The sequence below is a fragment of the Sphingobacterium allocomposti genome, from assembly GCF_008124885.1.
Taxonomy (GTDB): domain Bacteria; phylum Bacteroidota; class Bacteroidia; order Sphingobacteriales; family Sphingobacteriaceae; genus Sphingobacterium; species Sphingobacterium allocomposti.
Map to the genome: position 1 here is coordinate 133,658 of NZ_VNHX01000006.1, position 20,463 is coordinate 154,120.

Sequence of the window (20,463 nt, forward strand, 5' to 3'; positions counted from 1 at the left end):
TCGTATATTAAGCTCCAACGTTTACTAAATCTGCAAATACGCCGGCAGCTGTCACTTCTGCTCCGGCGCCCGGCCCTTTGACTACCAACGGACGCTCCTTATACCGTTCGGTAGTAAACGAAATGATGTTATCACTTCCCGACAGGGCGTAAAATGGATGCGTCTCGTCCACCATCTCCAAGGCGATAGACACTTTTCCTTCTTCCAGTTTTCCGATGTAACGGATAACCTTCCCGTCGGCCTCCGCCCTTTCTTTCAGGCTATTGAAATATTGGTCCGCTTTCAAAAGTTCGGTATAAAAGTCGTCCACGGATGCGGCCTGCAGGCAGGACTCCGGTAGAATCGCGCCTAAATTTACGTCTGTAGGTTCTATCACGTGCCCTGCGTCCCGCGCCAGGATCAACATCTTCCGCATAAAATCTACTCCTCCTAGATCGTCCCTTGGGTCAGGCTCTGTATAACCAAGCTCCTGAGCTTGCTTTACTATATCATAAAAGGAGACATCGCCCACGAAATTGTTAAAGATATAAGAGATGGTTCCGGAAAGGATCGCCTCAATCTTTAGAATCCGGTCGCCGCTAAGCATCAGATCCTTCAACACGCGCACAATCGGAAGCCCGGCTCCAACGTTCGTTTCGTAAAAGAAATCAACACCATGTTTACGGGCAGTATCGTGCAGCAGCTTATATTGTGCGTATTCCCCCGAATTGGCAATCTTATTACAAGTTACGACAGAAATATTGGATTTAAAAATTTCTTCGTAGTACGTCGAAGGGAGGTTGCTGGCAGTATTATCAATAAATACACAGTTAGGTAAATTCATTGCCTTCATCCTTTCGATAAACGATGACAGGTCGGCAATTTCGCCGCTGCTTTCCAGCATAGTGCTCCATTTTGCCAAATCTATACCGTTAAGGTCGAACAGCATCTTCCTGGAGTTCGATATGCCTACCACCTTGATTTCAATATCGTTGTTCTCCAGGAGAAAGTCGTGTTGCTCATAAATCTGGCGGAACAATGTCGAACCGATGTTTCCTGTCCCCACGTTAAACACGTACAATGTCTTTTTAAGCTGCGCAAAAAATGCATCATGGACAGCATTTAGCGCCTTGGATAAATTTTCTTTTGCGATGATTACCGAGATGTTTAATTCGGAAGATCCCTGGGCGATGGCCCGTACGTTGATGCCGTTTCTTCCCAATGCATAGAAAAGCCTGCCCGACATGCCGGGGGTACGTTTCATATTTTCGCCCACGATAGCCAATACCGATAGATTATCTTCTACGGTGGGCGACGTCAGCTTGTTGGCCTCCAGCTCAAGTTCGAACTCGGCTTCTATCAGTTTGACGGCTTTGACTGCGTCGTCTGGGTGCACTGCAAACGTGATGCTATGTTCGGATGACGACTGCGTAATCAACACAACGTTGATCTGTTCGCGGGCAAGCAAAGTAAACAGCCGCCCGCTGAACCCCGACTTGCCGATCATCCCGCTTCCGGCAAGGTTAATCACCGAGATGTCGGATATCGACGAGATACCTTTTATCGGATAGGCTGATTTGCCGCTTTCGAATTGGATGATTGTTCCCGGAAATTCGGGCTCAAATGTATTTCGGATGACGATAGGGATCTTTTTAAGGAACGCAGGAATCATGGTGGGCGGGTAGATAACCTTCGCGCCGAAATAAGACAGTTCCATAGCCTCGGTATACGACAGTACCGGCTGCGAAAAGGCCTTCTTCACAATCCGCGGATCAGCCGTTAACATACCGTTTACGTCTGTCCAGATCTCAATAGCGGTGGCATTGAGCACCGATCCGAAAATGGCCGCCGTATAGTCGGAACCTCCCCTGCCCAGCGTGGTAATACGTCCTTTATCGTTGGAGCCTATAAAGCCTGTTACGAACAAAAGCTTATCCGCATGCGTATGTCCCAACGATTGGATCAGCTGTTGGGTGATCTCTTCATTCACATGTGCATTCCCAAAGCTGGAGTCGGTCTTTACATAGTGCGACGCGTCGATAAATTCGGCGGTGGGAATGTATTGCTCCATTATTTTGGACACCATATAATTGGATAGGCGTTCGCCGAACGACACAACCAGATCCTGGCTCTGCAAACTCAGCTCTTTCAAGGCACTGATGCCCTGCAATATCTCCTCGAGCTCATTCAGCATGAGTTTGAGCTTCGTGAAGACAGGGTTTTGATATTTGACGGCGATCAAGCCTCGCACAACATCGAAATGCCTGTTCTCCAAGAATTTCAGATCGTCCTCAAAAGGAATACGTTCCGCAGCATGAACGGCCATCCTTGTCAACAAGTTGGTTACTCCCGACATAGCAGAAAGAACAACCAGCGGCCTTTCACCGGCGTCATACGACCTCTTGACAATATCAAGCACAGCGCGTATGCTTTCTGCTGTACCGACCGACGTTCCTCCAAATTTTAATACTTTCATTTTATAGTGTTTTATAATTTTAATAGCGCATGTGAAAACAAAAAAAGCCTTCCCCGTTGGAGGAAGGCTCTATATTTGTGTACACTTTCTTATACAATAGAATTACTTCCTCCGATGACAATTGCCGGTGGTAATAATAATGGATATGATAATCGAGTGTAAAACCATGTTATTTTGAAAAACAGTCTAAATATAGGAGATAATATTCATAACCATCAAATAAAATTTCATTTTTTTTAAAAATTTCACAAAACAAATATCAAGAAAGTAGCTGAATAGCTACGCGGCTATTCGGGCGGCTTATCGATTCGCGATGTGAAAAACTGTTAAAATTCGTTAAAGTCGCGTTAAATAATCGTGAAATAGTTTGGATGCATAAGCTTAATGTATTAGATTTGCTTCAGTCTGTGTAGAAAATACAAGACAAATGTAAAGTTGTAATTAAAGCGAACAAATGAATACAAAGAAACTAGTAGCAGGAATGCTCTTCATAGGCTTATGTCTAGTGTCGCAGGCACAAACAACCAAATCTACCTCAGCCGATCCTGATAACCTAGCTAAAGAATATTTCTCACAAATAATGGGCGTTGCATCGAACGCTATGGCTAACACGAAGCTATATCAATTTGTTTACGAATGGCTAGGCACTCCCTACCGGCTGGGCGGAGATTCGAAAAGAGGTATTGATTGTTCAAAATTCTCTTTGGCGGTTTACGAAAATGTTTTTAACACCACGATCGGCTACAACAGCCGTAATCAATATGCTAACGTAAAACCAATCCGTAAAAATGACCTGCAGCCCGGAGATTTGGTCTTTTTCAAAATCCGTAGCAGACATATCACACACGTCGGCGTTTACCTGGGAGACGACAAGTTCGCTCACGCCTCATCAAGCAGAGGTGTTATGGTAAGCAACTTAAATGAAGCCTACTGGAAACGCTATTACTACAATGGCGGCCGGCCGTTTGAGGAGGAGAAGATCATGACCGCAAATGCCGGGGCAGAAGACGAAAACAAAAATCTGAACTAGTTTCTCTTAATTCCAAATACTGAAGATAAAAGGTCTGGGCATACATCCAGACCTTTTATCGTTAATATACCACGCTGTCACTGGCACCGCTCCCGGGAACAGTGGGCTTGCGCCCGCCTATAGGAAGTATGCGAAAAAAGACATTGTAGGAAGATCCGCCGCAACGAAGCCGGTGCCTTGCACTATCGACACTCCATCGAGAACATCCGGCAGACAGCTTCCGGCTCAACTGATCGACCTACTTATATACGTGTCACGTCTCTCTTTTCTTTAAAAGATTTAGTACTTTTACCTCGGTAATACAAAGCACAAAACATGTCTAATAAAAGAACACTTATTTTAGATAAAGAGCAAATTCACCAAAAGTCTATCCGCATTGCGTACCAGATTCTGGAAGACAATTTCGAAGAAGAATCAATTGTATTAGTAGGCATTGCCGATCGGGGCTATGTATTCGCGACACGATTACAGCAGATTTTAAGGGATCTTGCACCTCAAAAATCTTTTGAGCTGCTGAAGGTAACCATTGCTAAGACAAAAAGGAAATTAGAAGCAAGTGTAGATGGCTCAATCACGATCGCTGAAAACAAAGTGATCGTACTGGTAGACGATGTGTTGAACAGTGGACGTACCCTCGCGTACGGGCTGGGCATGTTTTTGGATGTTCCGCTGAAAAAGATGCGTACGGCGGTATTGATCGACCGGTCGCATCATCAGTTCCCACTATTCAGCGACTACTATGGTCTAAAGCTGTCCACTATCCTAAAAGAACACGTGGAGGTTGTTTTAAGCGAATTTGATGGAGAGGAAGATGCGGCCTGGTTGTCCTAAGCCGCACCTCTACTTTTTAAAATACCCTTACGACTTCCGGATCTTAAGCCGCTGACCGATCTGGAGTGCGCTTCCCTGTAAATTATTGTCCGCCTTTATCTTTGTTACGGTGCTTCCCTTAAACTTCATTGCAATGCCGGATAAGGTGTCTCCTTTACGGACGGTGTACGTCGTATAGGTTACAGCTGCGAGCCGGCTCCGATCTTTGTCCTGCCGGACAGGAGCACCAGCGAGCGTCGAAGATTCCTCCTTTTGAACAATCAGCGTACGGCCCGCTATCAGGCTGTTGGAAGAAAGACTGTTCCACGCTTTCAGGTCTTGCACACTCACACCGAATTTCTGCGACACAGCGCTTAAAGTCTCCCCTTTACGGACGAGATATTTACGTTCGGCGGGTCCAGTTCTCTCTGCCAGTGCCAGCTGCGGCGTCGCGTTTAGAGCGTTATTCAGAGCCGCATATAATAAGCTATCGTTAAGCGTCGTCGTCTCTGGAATAATCAGCCGTTTGGGTTTGTCCGCGCTCGCCGCAACCACCGAGCGCTTAAACCAGGGATTAAACATTCTTACTGTTTCTACAGGCAGATCGACAGCTTTGGCAACCTGATCAAGATCTACGTTATTTTCCACCATCACTGGCTTCGCCGCCCAGGAGAATGCTGTCGGCGCAGATTCGATACCATACTCTCTAGCATGTTTTAAAGCATAGGTCATCGCAATGAATTTAGGAATGTAGTTCTGCGTTTCCTGAGGTAGGTAAGGACTGAGCTGCCAGAAGTCCGGCCGTTCAAGCCCAGATCGCTGTATGGCCCGGCGTACAGCCCCTCTCCCGCAATTATAAGAAGCCAGCGCCAGCAGCCAGTCATTAAACTCATCGTAGGCCTCCTTAAAATAACGGCTCGCCGCGTAGCATGCCGCGTAAGGGTCTTTCCGTTCGTCTACGTACCCATCAATGGTCAGATCATAAACCTTAGCCGTACTATACATGAACTGCCAAAGGCCCACCGCTCCTGACCGGGATACCAGATGTGGATCCAGGGACGACTCGACGACCGATATATATTTAATTTCGTCGGGCAGGTTGCTTTCCGCCAGAATACTTTCGTAAATCGGGAAATAGTAATCGGCCAGCCCCTGTAGCTTGCACATATAAGGATGGTAATTGCGCGAAATATATTTATCTATATAGGATTTTATCTTCTCGTTAAAGGCCAGCGGAACGGTTCGTTGAATCTTCCGCATCCGATGGAAAATTACCGAGTCTTCTGCCGTATGGACAGCATCTGCATATGACAAGCGCTTTAAAGAATCAACACTCGAAAAGATAACGTCGCGTTGTGCTGTCGTTGCCTCCTTGAGGTGTAATGGGAATTCCTCTGTTTCTGTGTTGGCCATGTCCTGCGCATAGGTAGATTGCGATAAACTCAGGACACAAAAAGGTATTACCCATAAATGGTTTTTTATCATAAGGCTTTATTTTATGAATAAATTCACTACCTAGGTATACGATTTAGACAATATCAATTTATGATTTATAAACGTCAATACGACGTGTTTAGTATGTGGCCCGCCTATAAAAAATTAAAGAGCTTCATAGCGACGCCATGAAACTCTTTAACCCTGTCAACACCAGTTACTGCTTTTGCGTACTGTTGTTCGTATCGTTCTTATTTTCGTTAGGATCTTCACGCTGTCCGTCTTTAAATTCTTTTACGCCGCGTCCTAACCCCCGCATCAATTCTGGAATTTTTTTACCTCCGAAAAGTAACAAAACCAAAACCACTATGATGATAATCTCCTGTGTTCCGATAAATAGTAATCCCGATGTGTACATAGTTTTAAAATCTTAACGTTGCTTTCATTATCAACGTCTTACAAATATATAATTTAATTATTTAAATCCGTGTAACTATTTTGCTAGCCACGACGATGGATTCATTGCTGTCTGTCCCTGGAATACACCGAAGTTCACCACCGAATAACCGGCATCCGGATCCTCGTCTGCGGTACCTATCTGTTGTCCTCGTCCGACCTTCTGTCCCCGGCGTACGGAGACCGTCTTCAGGTTAGAATAAGAAGTAAAATATTCCCCGTGTTTAATGACAACAAAGCTACCGATCACCTGCACAACCTCCCCTTCGAACACGGCCTTCACCGGTGCATTGCTTGCCGTGCGTATGGCGATATCGGAGTTATCTATGCGTACATTGCGTTCCACGGTTTCGAATCCGAAGTTTCGCACGATATTCCCCTGACTTACCGGCCACGGTAAACGGCCGCGGTTAGACTTGAAGTCTGCCGAAAGCTTCGCTGCTTCCGGTGTTGATCTCAAGATCTCGCTGTCCGATTTACGTGGTGTGGCCTTTTCTACCTCGGCCACCGTTTTGCCTGTGCGTTTAGCTTCAGCTTCTGCAGCTTTACGCCGTGCCTCTTCCGCGCGTCGGCGCTCCTCTTCAATTTCTCTTCGGATCGCAGCCTGAATCATGGCGTCAATGCGTTTCTTCTCCTGCTGCTTCTTGCTAAGCTGCCCTCTATAGTTTGACTCTTCGCGACGAAGTTCGCTCAGCTCCTTAGCGTGCTCAGCCCGATCCTTGGCGATAATGGCCTTTTCCGCCTCCTGCTCTTTCAACAGCTTCTGCTGCATCTCCCGATCGCGTTCAAGCTGTGCAATCTTCAACTCAATCTCTTTTTTCGTTGCCTCAATCTCAGCAGCTTTTATCTTCCGCGCGTCGTTGAATTGCTGGAGGTATTTAACCCGCTTAAAAGCCTGATTGAAGTCCTTCGATGCAAAAATGAACATCAGTTTATTGTATCCGTTTTTATTACGGAAAGCAAACAGGATCATTTTCTCGTAATCCTTCCGCATCTTCTCCAGCTCAGCCTTCAGCTGGTTGACAATCTTCGTGTTGGACTGTATGTTATTGTTGATGATCCGCAGTTCCGAGTTTATGGTGTTAATCTTATCCTCCCGAAGATCTAATTGGCGGCTCAATGCGTTGACTTCCTTTTGAGAAAGTAGTTTCTGTTGTGTCTTAGCCCGCAGCACCTTCGTCAACTCCGCTATTTCCGCATCAATTTTCTCCCGCTGCTTCTTCAATTCGGCACTGCTCTGTGCAGAGACAGCTCCGATTCCTAAACCACATATAATTAAGAAACTAAATAAAAGTTTTTTTAAATCCATGAACCATTTTATCTTAATGTCGGCCAACGCAAGCCCACAAAAATAAGGATATACCTTATTATCCCGCACATTTTTTTGTGCTTTTTTCCAAATCCCACTTAGTCTAGCACCTTGTATCTAGCTGATACTGAAAAGGGCATCTCCACTGGCTCGTTAAACGCTACCCTATTGTAGTTTAGCTGCGCTTTTAGCGAAACATCTCCTCCTACGATATTTAACGCTATATTTTGCGGAAAATTATACCCGCCTGTATTTGCAAAATCGCTATAGAACGCCTCTAGGTTTTGGCTTCCGCCGACCTCCTGCAGAACGAAATTAAAAGGTCTGTTTGTTTTGTTGATACGGTACTGGAAAGACAGCTGATCTTTTATACCGACAACGATAAACTCGTCCGAAGCGCTGGCCACCTGCACATTTTCCGTCCGCAAAAGGTTCGAAGAAACATTAGCCAGCAGCAGGTCCTGCAATGTAGCGAAGGTAATCCCCTCGTTGGTGTATTGATAAATATACGAAAAAGGCTTTCCGATATACTCGCCCTGCAGCTTATTGATGATCTTCACACTATCGGGCGTGATCAGCACCCTCGCCACTTCAACACCGAGGATTGCCGTTACCGACATCCAGATAGCTTTGTCACGCTGTACACGCATATGTAAGGTGACATCATGAACCTGTTTGTTCATCTCTATTTTGGTCTTCGCTCTTCCGGAAAAGGTATGGAAGTCCAAGTTGTTCAGCTCAAATGTCTTTATAGCAGCCACGTTGGCGTTATCGACAGCCTTCGGCGTCCCGTGTGACGGAAGGGTGACGCGCTGTTTCGTTTTGCAGGCTGCAAAAAGAAATGTCATTACGATCAAAAAATAAACTCTACTCCACATAACCCCTTGTTGTTATTTTCGTCTTTAGTTTCTCCACATCAATTCCGCTCCCCTCGCTGGCGGCCAACGCCTTCTCCCACTGCCTGACTGCTTCTTTCCTATTCCCTACCTTAGACAGTATGTCACCATAATGCTCGTACAGGACGGCCGATGGATTAGCCCCCTTGATCGCCTTCTCCATCCACTGCAGAGCCTCTTTATATTTCTCCTGTTTAAATAGTACCCATGCATAAGTATCCTGAAAGGTGGATGAGGCTGGATCCAGCTCGTTCGACTTTCTCGATAGCTCCTCTGCCAGCTCCAGCTTCTCGTTCCGTTCGGACAAATAATAAGCATAATTGTTCATGGCTGTCGCATTCGTACTGTCCAGCTTTATAGCCTCCTCATAGGCTACATCGGAGACCTCAACCATCTTTAGCTTATGGTATAAATCCCCAAGTCCGGCATAAATCAAAGACTGAAGGTAATTGTTTTCGTGTCCGCTGTTATCCAGGGCAGTCTCCATCATCTTCCTTGCGTTATCGGTATCATCTTTCACCATATAGGCCAGCCCCGTAAAATACAGCAATATTGGATTGTTAGGATTGGCCTCCAATGCTTCAAACCCATGGCTGATCGCCTGATCGGCGTCATTCAGCGCCAGCTCGACGTTCATGAGCATGCGCCACGCGTCGACATGGTTTCTGTTAATTCCTATCGCTGTTAAGAACAGGGAACGGGCCTCCTGCAGATTACCCCGTCTCCACAGTACGTCTCCCTTAGCTACATGACTATCGGCTATGCGTGGGTGTTTTAGAACGAGCGTATTCGCCAGATCCTGAATCTGGTCGAGAGTAAACGTAGACCGGCCACTAAGCAACGTGAACATCACACGCTGTTTGTCTGCGTAGTTGACATCCGTTGCGTCGAAAGCCTTTTTTAGTGCATCAAATGCAAGCTTATCCTTTTTATCTGCTGTGTAGGCGTCGGCCAGGTCTAAATACAGCAGGTTATCGTTTGTATTTTTTAACCCGCGGTCAAGCACCTGTATAGCCTGTTTCACATTTTTCTTATCCAAATAGAGGTAGCCTAACGTGCTATATACTTGCCGGATGCCGGAATTTTCACGGAACCACGGCATCAGTGTTGTCTCGGCTTCTTCCTTACGGTCGAGATCCACGAGTATTTCAGCCTTAATAACATCGAGGGTATCCGTTTTTCCGAAGCGCGAAACGGTTGTATCGTAGGTCTGCAAGGCGGCTTCGGATTGTCTGTTCGCGTGCAGCAACATGATTTTCTCACGATAAAGCGAGCTGTTGTCCGGATACGCCTCTATAACTTTGTCGACCACCGGCAATGCGCCCTGTAGATCTCCATTACCTTTATGCAGTTCAACAAGATAGTTCGCAAACAACAGGTTCTTCGGCTCGAGCTCAAACGCCTTTTCAGCCAGAGGAATAGCAACCTCAAAATTTCTCGCCTGTCCGAACAGCAAGGCCTTCGCGTAATGCACTTCGGCCGCCTCCGGATATTTGGCTATCACCTGGTCGAGGCTTTCTATCGCTCCAGCAATGTTACCGGTACGAAGCTTGCTTTCCACCGCTGCCAGTTCCTGCTTATAGGGCTTATCTTCTGCTACATGCTGCTGGGCGTACGCATTCTGGGGTCCCGCAAGACACACCGCTGCAAATATACCCAGGCAAACTACACTTCTATAAATATTCATCTAATGTCCTTCTTGCTATCACTCTATAATTATAAAGATGGCAAAAAAAAGTAAAAGTTTACTTATTCCATCTTAAAACATGTTAAATATTGACAATGTCAAGAGCTTGTGACGAAACCGACGGTGTTGGCGATGTTGTCTATCGCCCCGCCGTGGGGCGATAGAGCGGCAAACATCAGAGCGAGGACAGGACTCTGTGAATCAACATCCTATCGCGGCGGAATAATGCATGCACTTCTTTTATATTTCATTTTTAAATTTAAAAATATTTATCGTACCTTTGCAGACCTCATTGTAGGGATTACAAGAGGAGTTATACATTTATTAATTAATTAAATAAAAGCAAGTGAATACGTTAAGTTACAAAACTGTCTCTGCCAACAAGAACACCGTTAACAAGGAGTGGATCGTTGTTGACGCTGAAGGAGAGATTTTGGGGCGCTTGGCAAGCGAAATTGCGAAAGTAATTCGCGGAAAGCACAAGCCTACGTTCACCCCACACGTAGACTGTGGAGATAACGTGATTGTTATCAATGCAGACAAAGTTAGATTGACAGGAAACAAACTAGGCGACAAAGTATATGTTCGCTACACAGGCTACCCAGGCGGTCAGCGTTTTGTTTCTCCAAAGGAATTAATGGCTAAACATCCTGAGCGCATCATTGAGAAAGCTGTTCGTGGTATGCTTCCAAAGAACCGTTTAGGCCGTCAATTATTCAAAAACCTTTATGTTTATGCGGGTACAGAGCACAAACATGAAGCACAGAATCCAAAACCAGTTAAATTTTAAGGAGAGCAAACATGTCAACAACTAACACTTCAGGAAGAAGAAAAACTGCTGTTGCCCGCATTTACTTAGCTGCTGGTAGCGGAAACATTACCGTAAACGGTAAGGATTATAAAGAATATTTCCCAACATTGCCTTTGCAATACATTGTTACACAATCTACAGAAGTAGCTGGTGTTGCAGGAAATTTTGATGTAAAGGTTAACGTTCAAGGTGGAGGTGTCAAAGGACAAGCAGAAGCGGTACGCTTAGCAATCGCAAAAGCGTTGGTAGAGCTTGACCCAGAGGCGAAACCAGCTTTACGTGCAAAAGGTTTGATGACACGTGACGACCGTATGGTTGAGCGTAAGAAACCAGGACGCCGCAAAGCACGTAGAAGATTCCAATTCAGTAAACGTTAATCAAAGGAGGATCAAAAAATGGCAAGAACAACTTATCAAGAACTATTGGATGCAGGTGTGCACTTTGGTCACCTTACACGTAAATGGGATCCGAAAATGGCGAAGTACATTTTCATGGAACGCAACGGTATCCATATTATCGACTTGAACAAAACCCTTACGAAATTAGAAGAAGCTGCTTCTGCTATCAAACAAATCGTAAAATCAGGTCGTAAAGTTTTATTCGTAGCTACGAAAAAACAAGCAAAAGAAATCATCGCTCAACAAGCGAAAGAGGTAAATATGCCTTTCGTTACAGAGCGTTGGTTAGGCGGTATGCTTACAAACTTCGCAACAGTGCGTAAGTCTATCAAGAAGATGTCGAACATCGACAAAATGCAAAAAGACGGTACTTACGACGTATTGTCGAAAAAGGAGAAATTGATGATTCAACGTGAACGCGTAAAGTTAGAAAACCTTTTAGGAGGTATTGCTGACCTGAACCGTTTACCGGCTGCTTTGTTCATCATCGACGTGAAAAAAGAACACATCGCTGTTGCCGAAGCAATCAAATTGAACATCCCTACCTTTGCAATGGTAGATACAAACTCTGACCCTTCAAACATCGATTTCCCAATCCCAGCTAACGATGACGCTACAAAATCAATTAGCTTAATCGCTGGAATTATCGGAAAAGCTATTCAAGAAGGTTTGGAAGAGCGTAAACGTGATAAAGAAGAGGAAGCTGAAAAAGAAGCTGCTGCCGCTAAAGCTGCAGTAGATAGCGGAGACGCTGCTGAAGCTAACGCTGGAAAACGCCCTCGTAAAGCGAAAGACGGAGAATAATATTCTGTATTAAACCGGATAAACAAGTGTTAGCATTTTTGAAGCTTAGCTTCGGAGCGCCAGCATACGTTTGTCCGGTTTTTTGTTATTTAACAAAAAGTTAATGTCCAAGTAGTGCTTAAATGCTATACTTGTACGCTTCGGATTGTAAAATTTTTTAAAGAAATAAAACATGTCAGTACAAATTTCTGCATCAGATGTAAACAAATTGCGTCAACAAACTGGCGCCGGTATGATGGATTGTAAAAAAGCGTTAGTAGAAGCTAACGGTGATTTTGAAGCTGCTGTTGACTACCTTCGTAAAAAAGGAGCTAAAGTAGCCGCTAGCCGTCAGGACCGTGATTCTAACGAAGGTGTGATCATTGCTAAAGCTACAGCTGATGCTAAATCAGGTATTGTGGTTGAAGTAAACTGCGAAACAGACTTCGTAGCTAAAAATGCTGATTTCATCGCTTTTGCTGAGAAAATTGCAGAAGTAGCATTAGCAAACAAACCTGCTTCTCTTGACGATTTAAAATCATTGGAAGTTGACGGTAAAAAAATCGCTGACGCATTGATCGAACAAACCGGTGTTATCGGCGAAAAGATCGACGTTTCTAAATATGAAACGATCTCGGCCGAGAAAGTTGTCGCATACATCCACGGTAACTACCGTCTAGGTGTGTTGGTTGGTCTTTCAGCTGACGCTGCGGGTGCAGACGAGGCTGGTAAGGACGTAGCTATGCAGATCGCAGCTATGAACCCTGTAGCTATCGACAAAGACGGTGTAGATGCACATACCATCGAGCGCGAGCTTGAGATTGCAAAAGAGCAGATCCGCGCGGAAGGTAAACCAGAAGAAATGGTTGAAAAAATCGCCGCTGGAAAATTGAACAAATTCTATAAAGAGTCTACTTTATTAAATCAGGAATTTGTTAAGGACTCTTCGAAAAATATCGCACAGTTCTTGGATTCAGTATCTAAAGGATTGACTGTCACTGCCTTCAAACGTGTACAATTAGGCGCTTAATCTTAAGCATTCTCAAACCTATACGAAGGTAAAACCTTTTTTCTAAAGCCCGTCCTGCAGACGGGCTTTATTTTATTCGGATGTTTTTTCTAGCTTTGATAAAACATATACCGCATGAAAAAAACAAACCTTATCCAGATAGTAAGCGTCATATTCTTTGGCCTTTCCATCTACGCAGCCTCGGCTCAACAGACCATTCTCAGTTCGCGACTCCCTGTTCAGGGGAGGGCTTTCTCGTCGGCTCCGCGTTTTCACCGTGTAGACACCACGAAATACCGGAATCTGCCGCCCGCAGTAAAAAAACTGTATACGCATTCCGCCGGTCTCTTTACCTCGTTTAAAAGCAATACCACCAAGCTTTCGATCGCATGGGAAACGGTAGATGCGGAGTTGGGCAACAACGCTACCCCAATCATGTCCCGCGGTTTTGACGTTTATGTCAAAGAGAGCGATGGATGGCACTTCGCCGGCGTAGCCCGTCCGGATCTAGACAGTGCGATAAGCACCTCGACGATGGTAGAGCACATGGAAAACACGGAAAAAGAGTTTTTGCTATACTTTCCGCTGTACAAGGAACTGGTCGACTTCAAACTGTTGATTGACGAGGGAGCGTCGTTCGAACCAATCACACAGTCTTTTGATAAAAAAGTTGTTGTTTATGGTTCAAGCATCGTACACGGCGCCTCGGCAAGCCGTCCCGGACTTGCCTATCCAGCCAAGCTGAGCCGAAAACTAAATGCCAACGTGGTCAACCTTGGTGTAAGCGGCAGCGCACGTATGGAACCGGCTGTCGCCGATATGCTTAACGACATAGACGCGCCCGATTTGATCGTTATGGACTGTGTTCCAAATAGCAGCCCCCAACAGGTGGCCGATCGCACCTTTGCGTTCGTTCAACGTCTCCGTCAGGCTCATCCGAACGTTCCGATATTGCTTATCGAAAGTATCACCCGACAGGTGGGCAACTACAATATGCAGAGGAAACAGCGACTCGCCGACCAGAACGCAAACTTCAGGAAAGAATATGAGCGGCTGTTGGCGGCGGGGTATAAAAACCTGCATTATATCGCGACAGACCACCTGATCGGTGACGATACTGAAGGCACCGTTGACGGTACGCACCCTACAGATGTCGGTTTCGAAAGGATGGTAGACATCATCCAACCAAAAATGGAGTCGATATTAAAAACCGGCAAAGCGGAACTCTAAAAAGGTTTCTTGCGGTCCGTAGGTGCCTGCTGGCCTACGGACCGCCTACACGAAAGAGCCCGTGGAGTCCCTCCCGTGCTATGTTCTCGGGAATGCCAACTTTACACGAAGAAGAAGGCGTCCGCGACATCGCCCCGAGTTCCTCCTACGGTGACGACGTTCATTAATTCTTCTCCCGAAATACATATCCAGGTTTTGATAGCAGCCATAAAAGCATAAATATGATCAACGGCCGTCACGTGAAGAAAAATTGACAATTAACTTGAATCCGTCCGTTTTTTTAACCCAACAAAATCCTTATTTTGGCCCCACCAAGGGCACGTCATGAAATACAAACAAATCAATAACAATTCTATCAACCAAGTGATGCTGATTATTATCATCATCCTGATCTGTATATTGGTTTTTAAGAATCTTCTTTATTATCTACCGGGATTCTTAGGTGCCACCACACTGTATATCCTCTTCCGGAAATCCTACTTCCGTCTGACAGAGATCAGACGCTGGAACCGTTCGCTGACCAGCGGCCTGTTTATCATCCTTTCGATTATTTTTATCGTCCTTCCCATTTGGGCTTTGATAGACTACCTGGTACCCCAGATAAATCATTCCCTCGAAAACAAGGAAGAAATCGTCGCCAAGTTCAATACGCTGAAGACGTACATGAGCGATAAGCCTTTTTTAAAAGATATTGACATGTCCGACACGGCGCTGCTCGGTTTTCTACAACGCCTGACCCGTTATGTCCCCAACATCATTAACTCTGTGGCGGAAGTCGCCGTAAACATCATAGTTACCTTCTTCGTCCTTTACTTTATGCAGGTACATGCCAAACGTATGGAAGCAACCCTCTACAGAGCACTCCCTTTCAGCCGCGAAAGCAAACGGGAAATTTGGGACGAGGTGAATCTAATGGTCCGATCGAATGCAATTGGGATTCCTATATTGGGATTTTGCCAGGGTATTGTCGCCATGATCGGCTATTGGATATTCGGCATTGAAAACTTCGTACTACTTGGCCTGCTTACCGGAATATCGTCTATTGTGCCTATTCTGGGAACGATGACCATCTATATTCCCATCTGCGCCATCACACTGGCCGCGGGGCAGACAGGTAATGCTGTCGGACTATTTATTTATTGTTTTATCCTTGTTGGAGGTATAGACAACGTATTACGGTTCACTATTTTGAAGACTATCGGGAACGTTCCTCCCATGATTACGGTCTTTGGGGTATTACTGGGCCTTAATATGTTCGGCATGCTTGGTCTGATATTCGGCCCCCTGATTCTTTCGTCGATTGGTGTCCTCATTAAAGTGTATAGCCAGGAATACGGAAAAGGGGTTGTCAGAAATGCCATTGAGCACCCTGAAGATGACCTGGAAGCATAGCCCCCCCGTGCACTTTCTGCTTTTCAGCAAGAAATGGATTTTATTTAAGCTGGCTAAAAGCGACCTTTGAATATGGAAAAGCTACAACATATGGTTAATTATGAGCGCATAGCTTCTGCTATCGCCTTTGTCCAGCAGCATTTCAAAGAGCAGCCTTCACTGTCGGATATAGCGGGGCACGTGCATATCAGTCCGGAGCATTTCCAACGGATGTTTCAGGAATGGGCCGGTACAAGTCCAAAGAAATTTCTACAGTATATCACATTGCAACACGCCAAGATGCTTCTGTCGGAAGGAAAAAACAGCCTGTTTGAAGCAGCTTTCGACACGGGACTGTCGAGCACGAGCAGACTGCATGATCTTTTCATTAAGATCGAGGGCATGACACCTGCCGAATATAAACATGGCGGACGGAGCCTAAATCTAACCTACGCCTACTACCCTACCCCATTCGGCAACACACTTATTGCTTCTACGGAGAAAGGTATCTGTGCCGTCGCATTTGAAGATGATGCGGGCGAAGCATTACGGCAACTACGGGTCAAGTATCCTAACGCTTCGTTTGCCCATAAGGAGGAGGGAATGCATCAGGCCGTGCTTACCTTCTTTAACAAAGATTGGGATAACCTGCAGGAAATTAAACTTCATCTCCGCGGAACAACTTTCCAGCTAAAGGTATGGGAAGCCTTGCTAAAGATCCCTGCCGGCAAGCTCGCCAGTTATCAGCAGGTGGCCGAGACTCTTCATCATAAGCGCGCGTCACGGGCAGTTGGCAACGCCATTGGCAGCAACCCTATAGCCTATCTCATCCCCTGCCATCGCGTCATTCAGACGTCCGGCGTGCTGGGCGGATATCGGTGGGGAACGGTACGTAAAAAAGCGCTCATAGCGTGGGAAAGTGCTTTAACACTAAACAATGAAGATGGAACTCTTTGATCAGAAGGCCGACTCCGGCAAAAACTACCTCCCGCAGGACGGTACCGTAAACTATTATGGCAGAATCTTCACCCGCGACGAGGCTGACGACTACTACACACAACTGTTAGCAGCGCTCGATTGGCAGCATGATGAGGCGATCATCTTCGGCAAACACATTGTTACCAAACGCAAAGTAGCCTGGTATGGAGACCAACCTTTCAGCTATACGTACTCCGGCATATTAAAACGTGCCAGCCTCTGGCATCCACTCCTCCTGGCAATCAAACGCCAGGTTGAAGACCTGTCCGGTGAGCGCTTTAACTCCTGCCTATGCAATCTCTATCACGATGGATCAGAAGGTATGGCCTGGCATAGCGACGGCGAAAAAGATCTCAAAAAGCATGGCGCGATCGCTTCTGTCACGTTCGGTGCAGAACGCCGGTTCGGCTTTAAGCATAAGACAACCAAAGAAACAGTATATCTGCAGCTTGAGCACGGCAGCCTTTTGGTGATGAAAGATCAGACACAGGACCATTGGTTACATCGCCTCCCCCCGGCCACAAAGGTTACAACACCGCGGATCAACCTTACATTCAGAACAATTATGGCATCGAACGTTGATACGCCTGCATAAACAGGGCCTCCTTCCAACAAAACCCTGAATATCAAAAAATTGTCACAAGGTTCGATATTTGTTAGTTTTCAATCATCTTACCGCGTCCGGACCGAACAGCACGTGTTTTCGGCGCGTTTTTTCGTAGCTTGTATAGATCAGGGCGTACACGAAGTGCTCTCATCAATACGATTAACAACACGAATCAATAACGACACATATGAAAAAGCTAGAAAACAAGGTGGCTCTTGTAACCGGTGGAGCATCCGGGATTGGCAAAGCGATTGTAGAAACGTTCATAAAAGCAGGAGCAAAAGTGGTGGTCGCCGATCTGAATGAAAAGCTGGGCCATGAAATGGTCAATGGCGACGGCGATGGAAATATAGTGTTCATCAAAGCCGACGCTTCATCTCCCGAGGATAATAAAAAGATTGTAGATGCCGCTATAGAAAACTTCGGTGCCTTACATATCGCCGTGAACAACGCCGGCATCGGAGGGGCCGCAGCCACTGTAGGCGACTATCCCATAGACTCATGGAACAAAGTTATTGCGATAAACCTTAATGGTGTATTCTATGGAATGCATTACCAGCTGCCGGAAATCGAAAAGGTTGGCGGATCTATCATCAACATGGCTTCTATATTAGGCAGCGTGGGATTTGCACAGTCTTCCGCGTACGTAGCCGCGAAGCACGGCGTCGTCGGCCTTACGAAATCAGCCGCGTGGGAATATGGTGCCCGGGGCGTCCGCATTAATGCCATTGGCCCTGGATTTATATCCACGCCTTTAATCGACGACAATCTTGACGAAGAAACACAACAATACTTAGCTTCACAGCACGCCATGCAAAGATTAGGAAAGCCGGAAGAGGTGGCTGAACTGGCATTGTGGTTAGCTTCCGATAAGTCCAGCTTTGTTACGGGCAGTTACTACCCCGTAGATGGCGGATACTTAGCGAAATAGGTTGCGGCGGAAAGCTATAGTGCGACAGCAAGGGAAAGAGCGGGGGCGCGGAACACGAAAAACTTTATGAGCGCATAATCTTATTACGCGCTCGTATGCTCTTTCAGCACTTCAGCCACCACGAAGGTGCTGCCGCCCACAAAGATAAGGTCTCCGTTGGTATACGCTGATCTTGCGGCGGTCAGCGCTTCCAAAACCGAGTTATAGGCATCGCCGGATAAACGGTAGTCGGATGCCGCAGCTTGAAGGTCTTCAGACGACATCGCCCGCGGCATATCCGGGCTGCTGAAATAGTAAACCGCGTCTTTGGGCAGTTGGGGCAGCATATGCGCTAAATCTTTGTCGCGCATGGCGCCGATGATGATATGAAGGCTATTATACGTTAGCTGTTGCAGGTTGGCTACTACTTCGCGAATACCGTCTTCGTTGTGTCCCGTATCACATATTGTCCACGGGTCTGTGGCTAGTGTCTGCCAGCGTCCCTGAAGTCCCGTTCGCGCTTTGACGGTCTGCAAGCCTTCCCGTACATGGGCGTCAGCGATCGACCAACCCCGCAGACGCATTACATCGACGGCCGTCAAAACTCCCAGTAAGTTTTTTTGCTGATAAAGTCCCGAAAGGGCCATTTCCCACTCCTCGATTCGTCCCGTGGATAGATCCTCTACCCGTACGAGTAGACCTTCTCCTGTCCGGCTGGCTTCAACAGCCCGCCGTTCGTCCGTTGCAAACCGCAATGAAACCTCCATTTCTTTCGCTTTATCTTCGAAGATATGCGCGATGGTTTCATTGCGCTCGGAGACAACAGCCGGAACGTTGCACTTCATGATCCCAGCTTTCTCGGAAGCGATTTCTGCCAACGTATTTCCCAGCATATTCATATGGTCCATGCCGATGTTTGTGATGACAGACAGTTCTGGCACGATGACATTTGTGCTGTCCAGACGTCCGCCTAACCCAACCTCTACGATGGCTATATCCACGTCCTCCTTCGCAAAACAATCAAACGCCAATGCCACCGTCACCTCAAAAAAGGACGGCTCGACACTCTCTATAAGTTCTTTATGTGTATTGACAAATGCGATCACCTGGTCCTGCGAAATCATCGCGCCGTTTACCCGTATGCGCTCCCTGAAGTCGACCAGATGTGGCGACGTGTAAAGCCCTGTCTTATAACCGGCAGCGGAAAAAATAGAAGCCAACATATGCGACGTCGATCCCTTGCCGTTTGTGCCGGCGACATGAATAGACTTGAATTTGTGATGGGGATTACCAAGGGCTTTACATAGCTCAATGGTGTTGTGTAAATCCTTCTTAAACGCGCTTGATCCGTCGCGTGTAAACATGGGCAACCGAGCGAAAAGATACTCGATTACCTCATCATATGTTTTCATCATTTACCTTAACTTGAAGTTGAAAACGATGACGCCCGTCTGGGAGTCCGGAGCGTTTGGAAGCTGGTTTAGGCGGGCACCCATAACTGCACGCTCGCATTTTTCCAGCAATGTGCGGCTGGATATTGTCGTTCCTTTGACCCCTGCACGCGCGTACGTGACCACGCCGCTCCTGTTCACTTTGAACTCGACAGCCACGCGGCCAGCCTGTTGACCATCGTCCTCTATCCGCGGCGGAACTTCAAAGCGTCTGTTCGCAATGGTCAGCATCATGTTGCCGTCGCCCGAACCTCCTTCGCCGTAGTTGCTCGCCAGCGGGTCGCCGAGCTTACTACCTTGGTTTCCGGCCGTCGTTCCCGTACCATCGCCGGTTCCTACAGCATTGTTCTTCTTGCCTTTATATAATGCATTTGGATTTACAGCTGGCTTTGCGTCCTTCTTTTCTACCGTAGAAACATCAGCATTGGCTTTAACGGGCTTTTCATTTTTCGGCACCGCCGGCGCCTCTTCCATGTCTTGCGTAGCAACTACTTTGTCTGCCACCTGCTGCGAAGGCGTCGGCACCGGAGTCGTCGTCGGGTCGATCTTGTCGGGTTTCACGTTGTTGGCATTCTCGTCCATCGAAGGCTCGTCCACACTCATGTAGTCGTCGCCCATTCCCTCTTCTGCCGTTCCATAATTTACGATTATCCCACCCATACCATAACGGGGAACATCTCCGCCAAAAACAATAAAAAAGCCAATCAGAACCAAAATCCCCATCACGGCCGTAGACAGGCCTAGGGCCTTCGGCATATTATTTTCCTCTTGCGACTGGTAGTACATGCTTTTTAAAATTTAAAATCAACATTATAAAAGAAGAGCCCGAAAGCCCTTT

Annotated in this window: 19 protein-coding genes; 11 read left to right on the forward strand and 8 right to left on the reverse strand. The window is 46.5% G+C overall.

The window, feature by feature from the left end:
- Positions 1-7: 7 nt before the first annotated feature.
- Complete coding sequence (gene thrA / locus BC792_RS06565; RefSeq protein ID WP_148908188.1) at positions 8-2,455, reverse strand: bifunctional aspartate kinase/homoserine dehydrogenase I; 2,448 nt, start codon at positions 2,453-2,455, stop codon at positions 8-10.
- A gap of 454 nt (positions 2,456-2,909) precedes the next feature.
- Here thrA and BC792_RS06570 point away from each other — a divergent pair, with 454 nt between their 5' ends.
- Positions 2,910-3,485, forward strand: a complete 576-nt coding sequence (locus BC792_RS06570; RefSeq protein ID WP_148908189.1) for a C40 family peptidase — start codon at positions 2,910-2,912, stop codon at positions 3,483-3,485.
- Between the two features lie 315 nt (positions 3,486-3,800).
- Positions 3,801-4,316, forward strand: coding sequence for a phosphoribosyltransferase family protein (locus BC792_RS06575; protein WP_148908190.1), 516 nt, complete (start codon positions 3,801-3,803; stop codon positions 4,314-4,316).
- A gap of 27 nt (positions 4,317-4,343) precedes the next feature.
- Here the strand turns inward: BC792_RS06575 and BC792_RS06580 are convergent, their stop codons facing one another.
- From BC792_RS06580 to BC792_RS06600, 5 genes are all read right to left on the reverse strand, one after another.
- Positions 4,344-5,780 (reverse strand): lytic transglycosylase, encoded by a 1,437-nt coding sequence (locus tag BC792_RS06580; protein WP_148908191.1) that lies wholly within the window; start codon positions 5,778-5,780, stop codon positions 4,344-4,346.
- A gap of 166 nt (positions 5,781-5,946) precedes the next feature.
- The gene (locus tag BC792_RS06585; RefSeq protein ID WP_148908192.1) at positions 5,947-6,147 is read right to left on the reverse strand and encodes a twin-arginine translocase TatA/TatE family subunit; all 201 of its coding nucleotides are present in this window, start codon (positions 6,145-6,147) and stop codon (positions 5,947-5,949) included.
- A gap of 75 nt (positions 6,148-6,222) precedes the next feature.
- Positions 6,223-7,494 (reverse strand): murein hydrolase activator EnvC family protein, encoded by a 1,272-nt coding sequence (locus BC792_RS06590; protein ID WP_148908193.1) that lies wholly within the window; start codon positions 7,492-7,494, stop codon positions 6,223-6,225.
- A 98-nt stretch (positions 7,495-7,592) separates the two neighbouring features.
- Positions 7,593-8,372: a lipoprotein insertase outer membrane protein LolB1 gene (lolB1, locus tag BC792_RS06595; RefSeq protein ID WP_148908194.1), complete on the reverse strand. Its 780-nt coding sequence runs from the start codon at positions 8,370-8,372 to the stop codon at positions 7,593-7,595.
- Positions 8,362-10,077 carry a tetratricopeptide repeat protein gene (locus BC792_RS06600; RefSeq protein WP_148908195.1) on the reverse strand — a complete coding sequence of 572 codons (1,716 nt, stop codon included), beginning with the start codon at positions 10,075-10,077 and terminating at the stop codon, positions 8,362-8,364. Before BC792_RS06600 ends, lolB1 begins: the two co-directional genes overlap by 11 nt.
- Positions 10,078-10,423: 346 nt before the next feature.
- Here BC792_RS06600 and rplM point away from each other — a divergent pair, with 346 nt between their 5' ends.
- The 9 genes from rplM (at position 10,424) to BC792_RS06645 (ending at position 18,195) form a co-directional block, all read left to right on the forward strand.
- Positions 10,424-10,867: a 50S ribosomal protein L13 gene (rplM, locus tag BC792_RS06605; protein WP_148908196.1), complete on the forward strand. Its 444-nt coding sequence runs from the start codon at positions 10,424-10,426 to the stop codon at positions 10,865-10,867.
- A gap of 11 nt (positions 10,868-10,878) precedes the next feature.
- A complete protein-coding gene (rpsI, locus tag BC792_RS06610; RefSeq protein ID WP_148908197.1) occupies positions 10,879-11,265 on the forward strand; it encodes a 30S ribosomal protein S9 in 387 nt (128 codons plus the stop codon).
- A gap of 18 nt (positions 11,266-11,283) precedes the next feature.
- Positions 11,284-12,090 carry a 30S ribosomal protein S2 gene (gene rpsB / locus BC792_RS06615; RefSeq protein WP_148908198.1) on the forward strand — a complete coding sequence of 269 codons (807 nt, stop codon included), beginning with the start codon at positions 11,284-11,286 and terminating at the stop codon, positions 12,088-12,090.
- A gap of 172 nt (positions 12,091-12,262) precedes the next feature.
- On the forward strand, positions 12,263-13,099 hold the full coding sequence (gene tsf / locus BC792_RS06620; protein ID WP_148908199.1) for a translation elongation factor Ts: 837 nt from the start codon (positions 12,263-12,265) through the stop codon (positions 13,097-13,099).
- A 114-nt stretch (positions 13,100-13,213) separates the two neighbouring features.
- Positions 13,214-14,308: an SGNH/GDSL hydrolase family protein gene (locus BC792_RS06625; protein WP_148908200.1), complete on the forward strand. Its 1,095-nt coding sequence runs from the start codon at positions 13,214-13,216 to the stop codon at positions 14,306-14,308.
- Positions 14,309-14,632: 324 nt separating this feature from the next.
- Positions 14,633-15,700, forward strand: coding sequence for an AI-2E family transporter (locus tag BC792_RS06630; protein ID WP_148908201.1), 1,068 nt, complete (start codon positions 14,633-14,635; stop codon positions 15,698-15,700).
- Between the two features lie 72 nt (positions 15,701-15,772).
- On the forward strand, positions 15,773-16,636 hold the full coding sequence (locus BC792_RS06635) for a bifunctional transcriptional activator/DNA repair enzyme AdaA (RefSeq protein ID WP_211357486.1): 864 nt from the start codon (positions 15,773-15,775) through the stop codon (positions 16,634-16,636).
- Positions 16,617-17,252, forward strand: a complete 636-nt coding sequence (locus BC792_RS06640; protein WP_317131707.1) for an alpha-ketoglutarate-dependent dioxygenase AlkB family protein — start codon at positions 16,617-16,619, stop codon at positions 17,250-17,252. Before BC792_RS06635 ends, BC792_RS06640 begins: the two co-directional genes overlap by 20 nt.
- Before the next feature lie 199 nt (positions 17,253-17,451).
- A complete protein-coding gene (locus tag BC792_RS06645; RefSeq protein ID WP_148908202.1) occupies positions 17,452-18,195 on the forward strand; it encodes an SDR family NAD(P)-dependent oxidoreductase in 744 nt (247 codons plus the stop codon).
- 83 nt (positions 18,196-18,278) lie between these two features.
- On the opposite strand, the gene BC792_RS06650 is transcribed toward BC792_RS06645, so the two are convergent.
- Together BC792_RS06650 and BC792_RS06655 are read right to left on the reverse strand one after the other, a co-directional pair.
- Positions 18,279-19,589 (reverse strand): bifunctional folylpolyglutamate synthase/dihydrofolate synthase, encoded by a 1,311-nt coding sequence (locus tag BC792_RS06650; protein ID WP_317131708.1) that lies wholly within the window; start codon positions 19,587-19,589, stop codon positions 18,279-18,281.
- Positions 19,590-20,411 (reverse strand): energy transducer TonB, encoded by an 822-nt coding sequence (locus BC792_RS06655; RefSeq protein WP_148908203.1) that lies wholly within the window; start codon positions 20,409-20,411, stop codon positions 19,590-19,592.
- Positions 20,412-20,463: the final 52 nt, after the last annotated feature.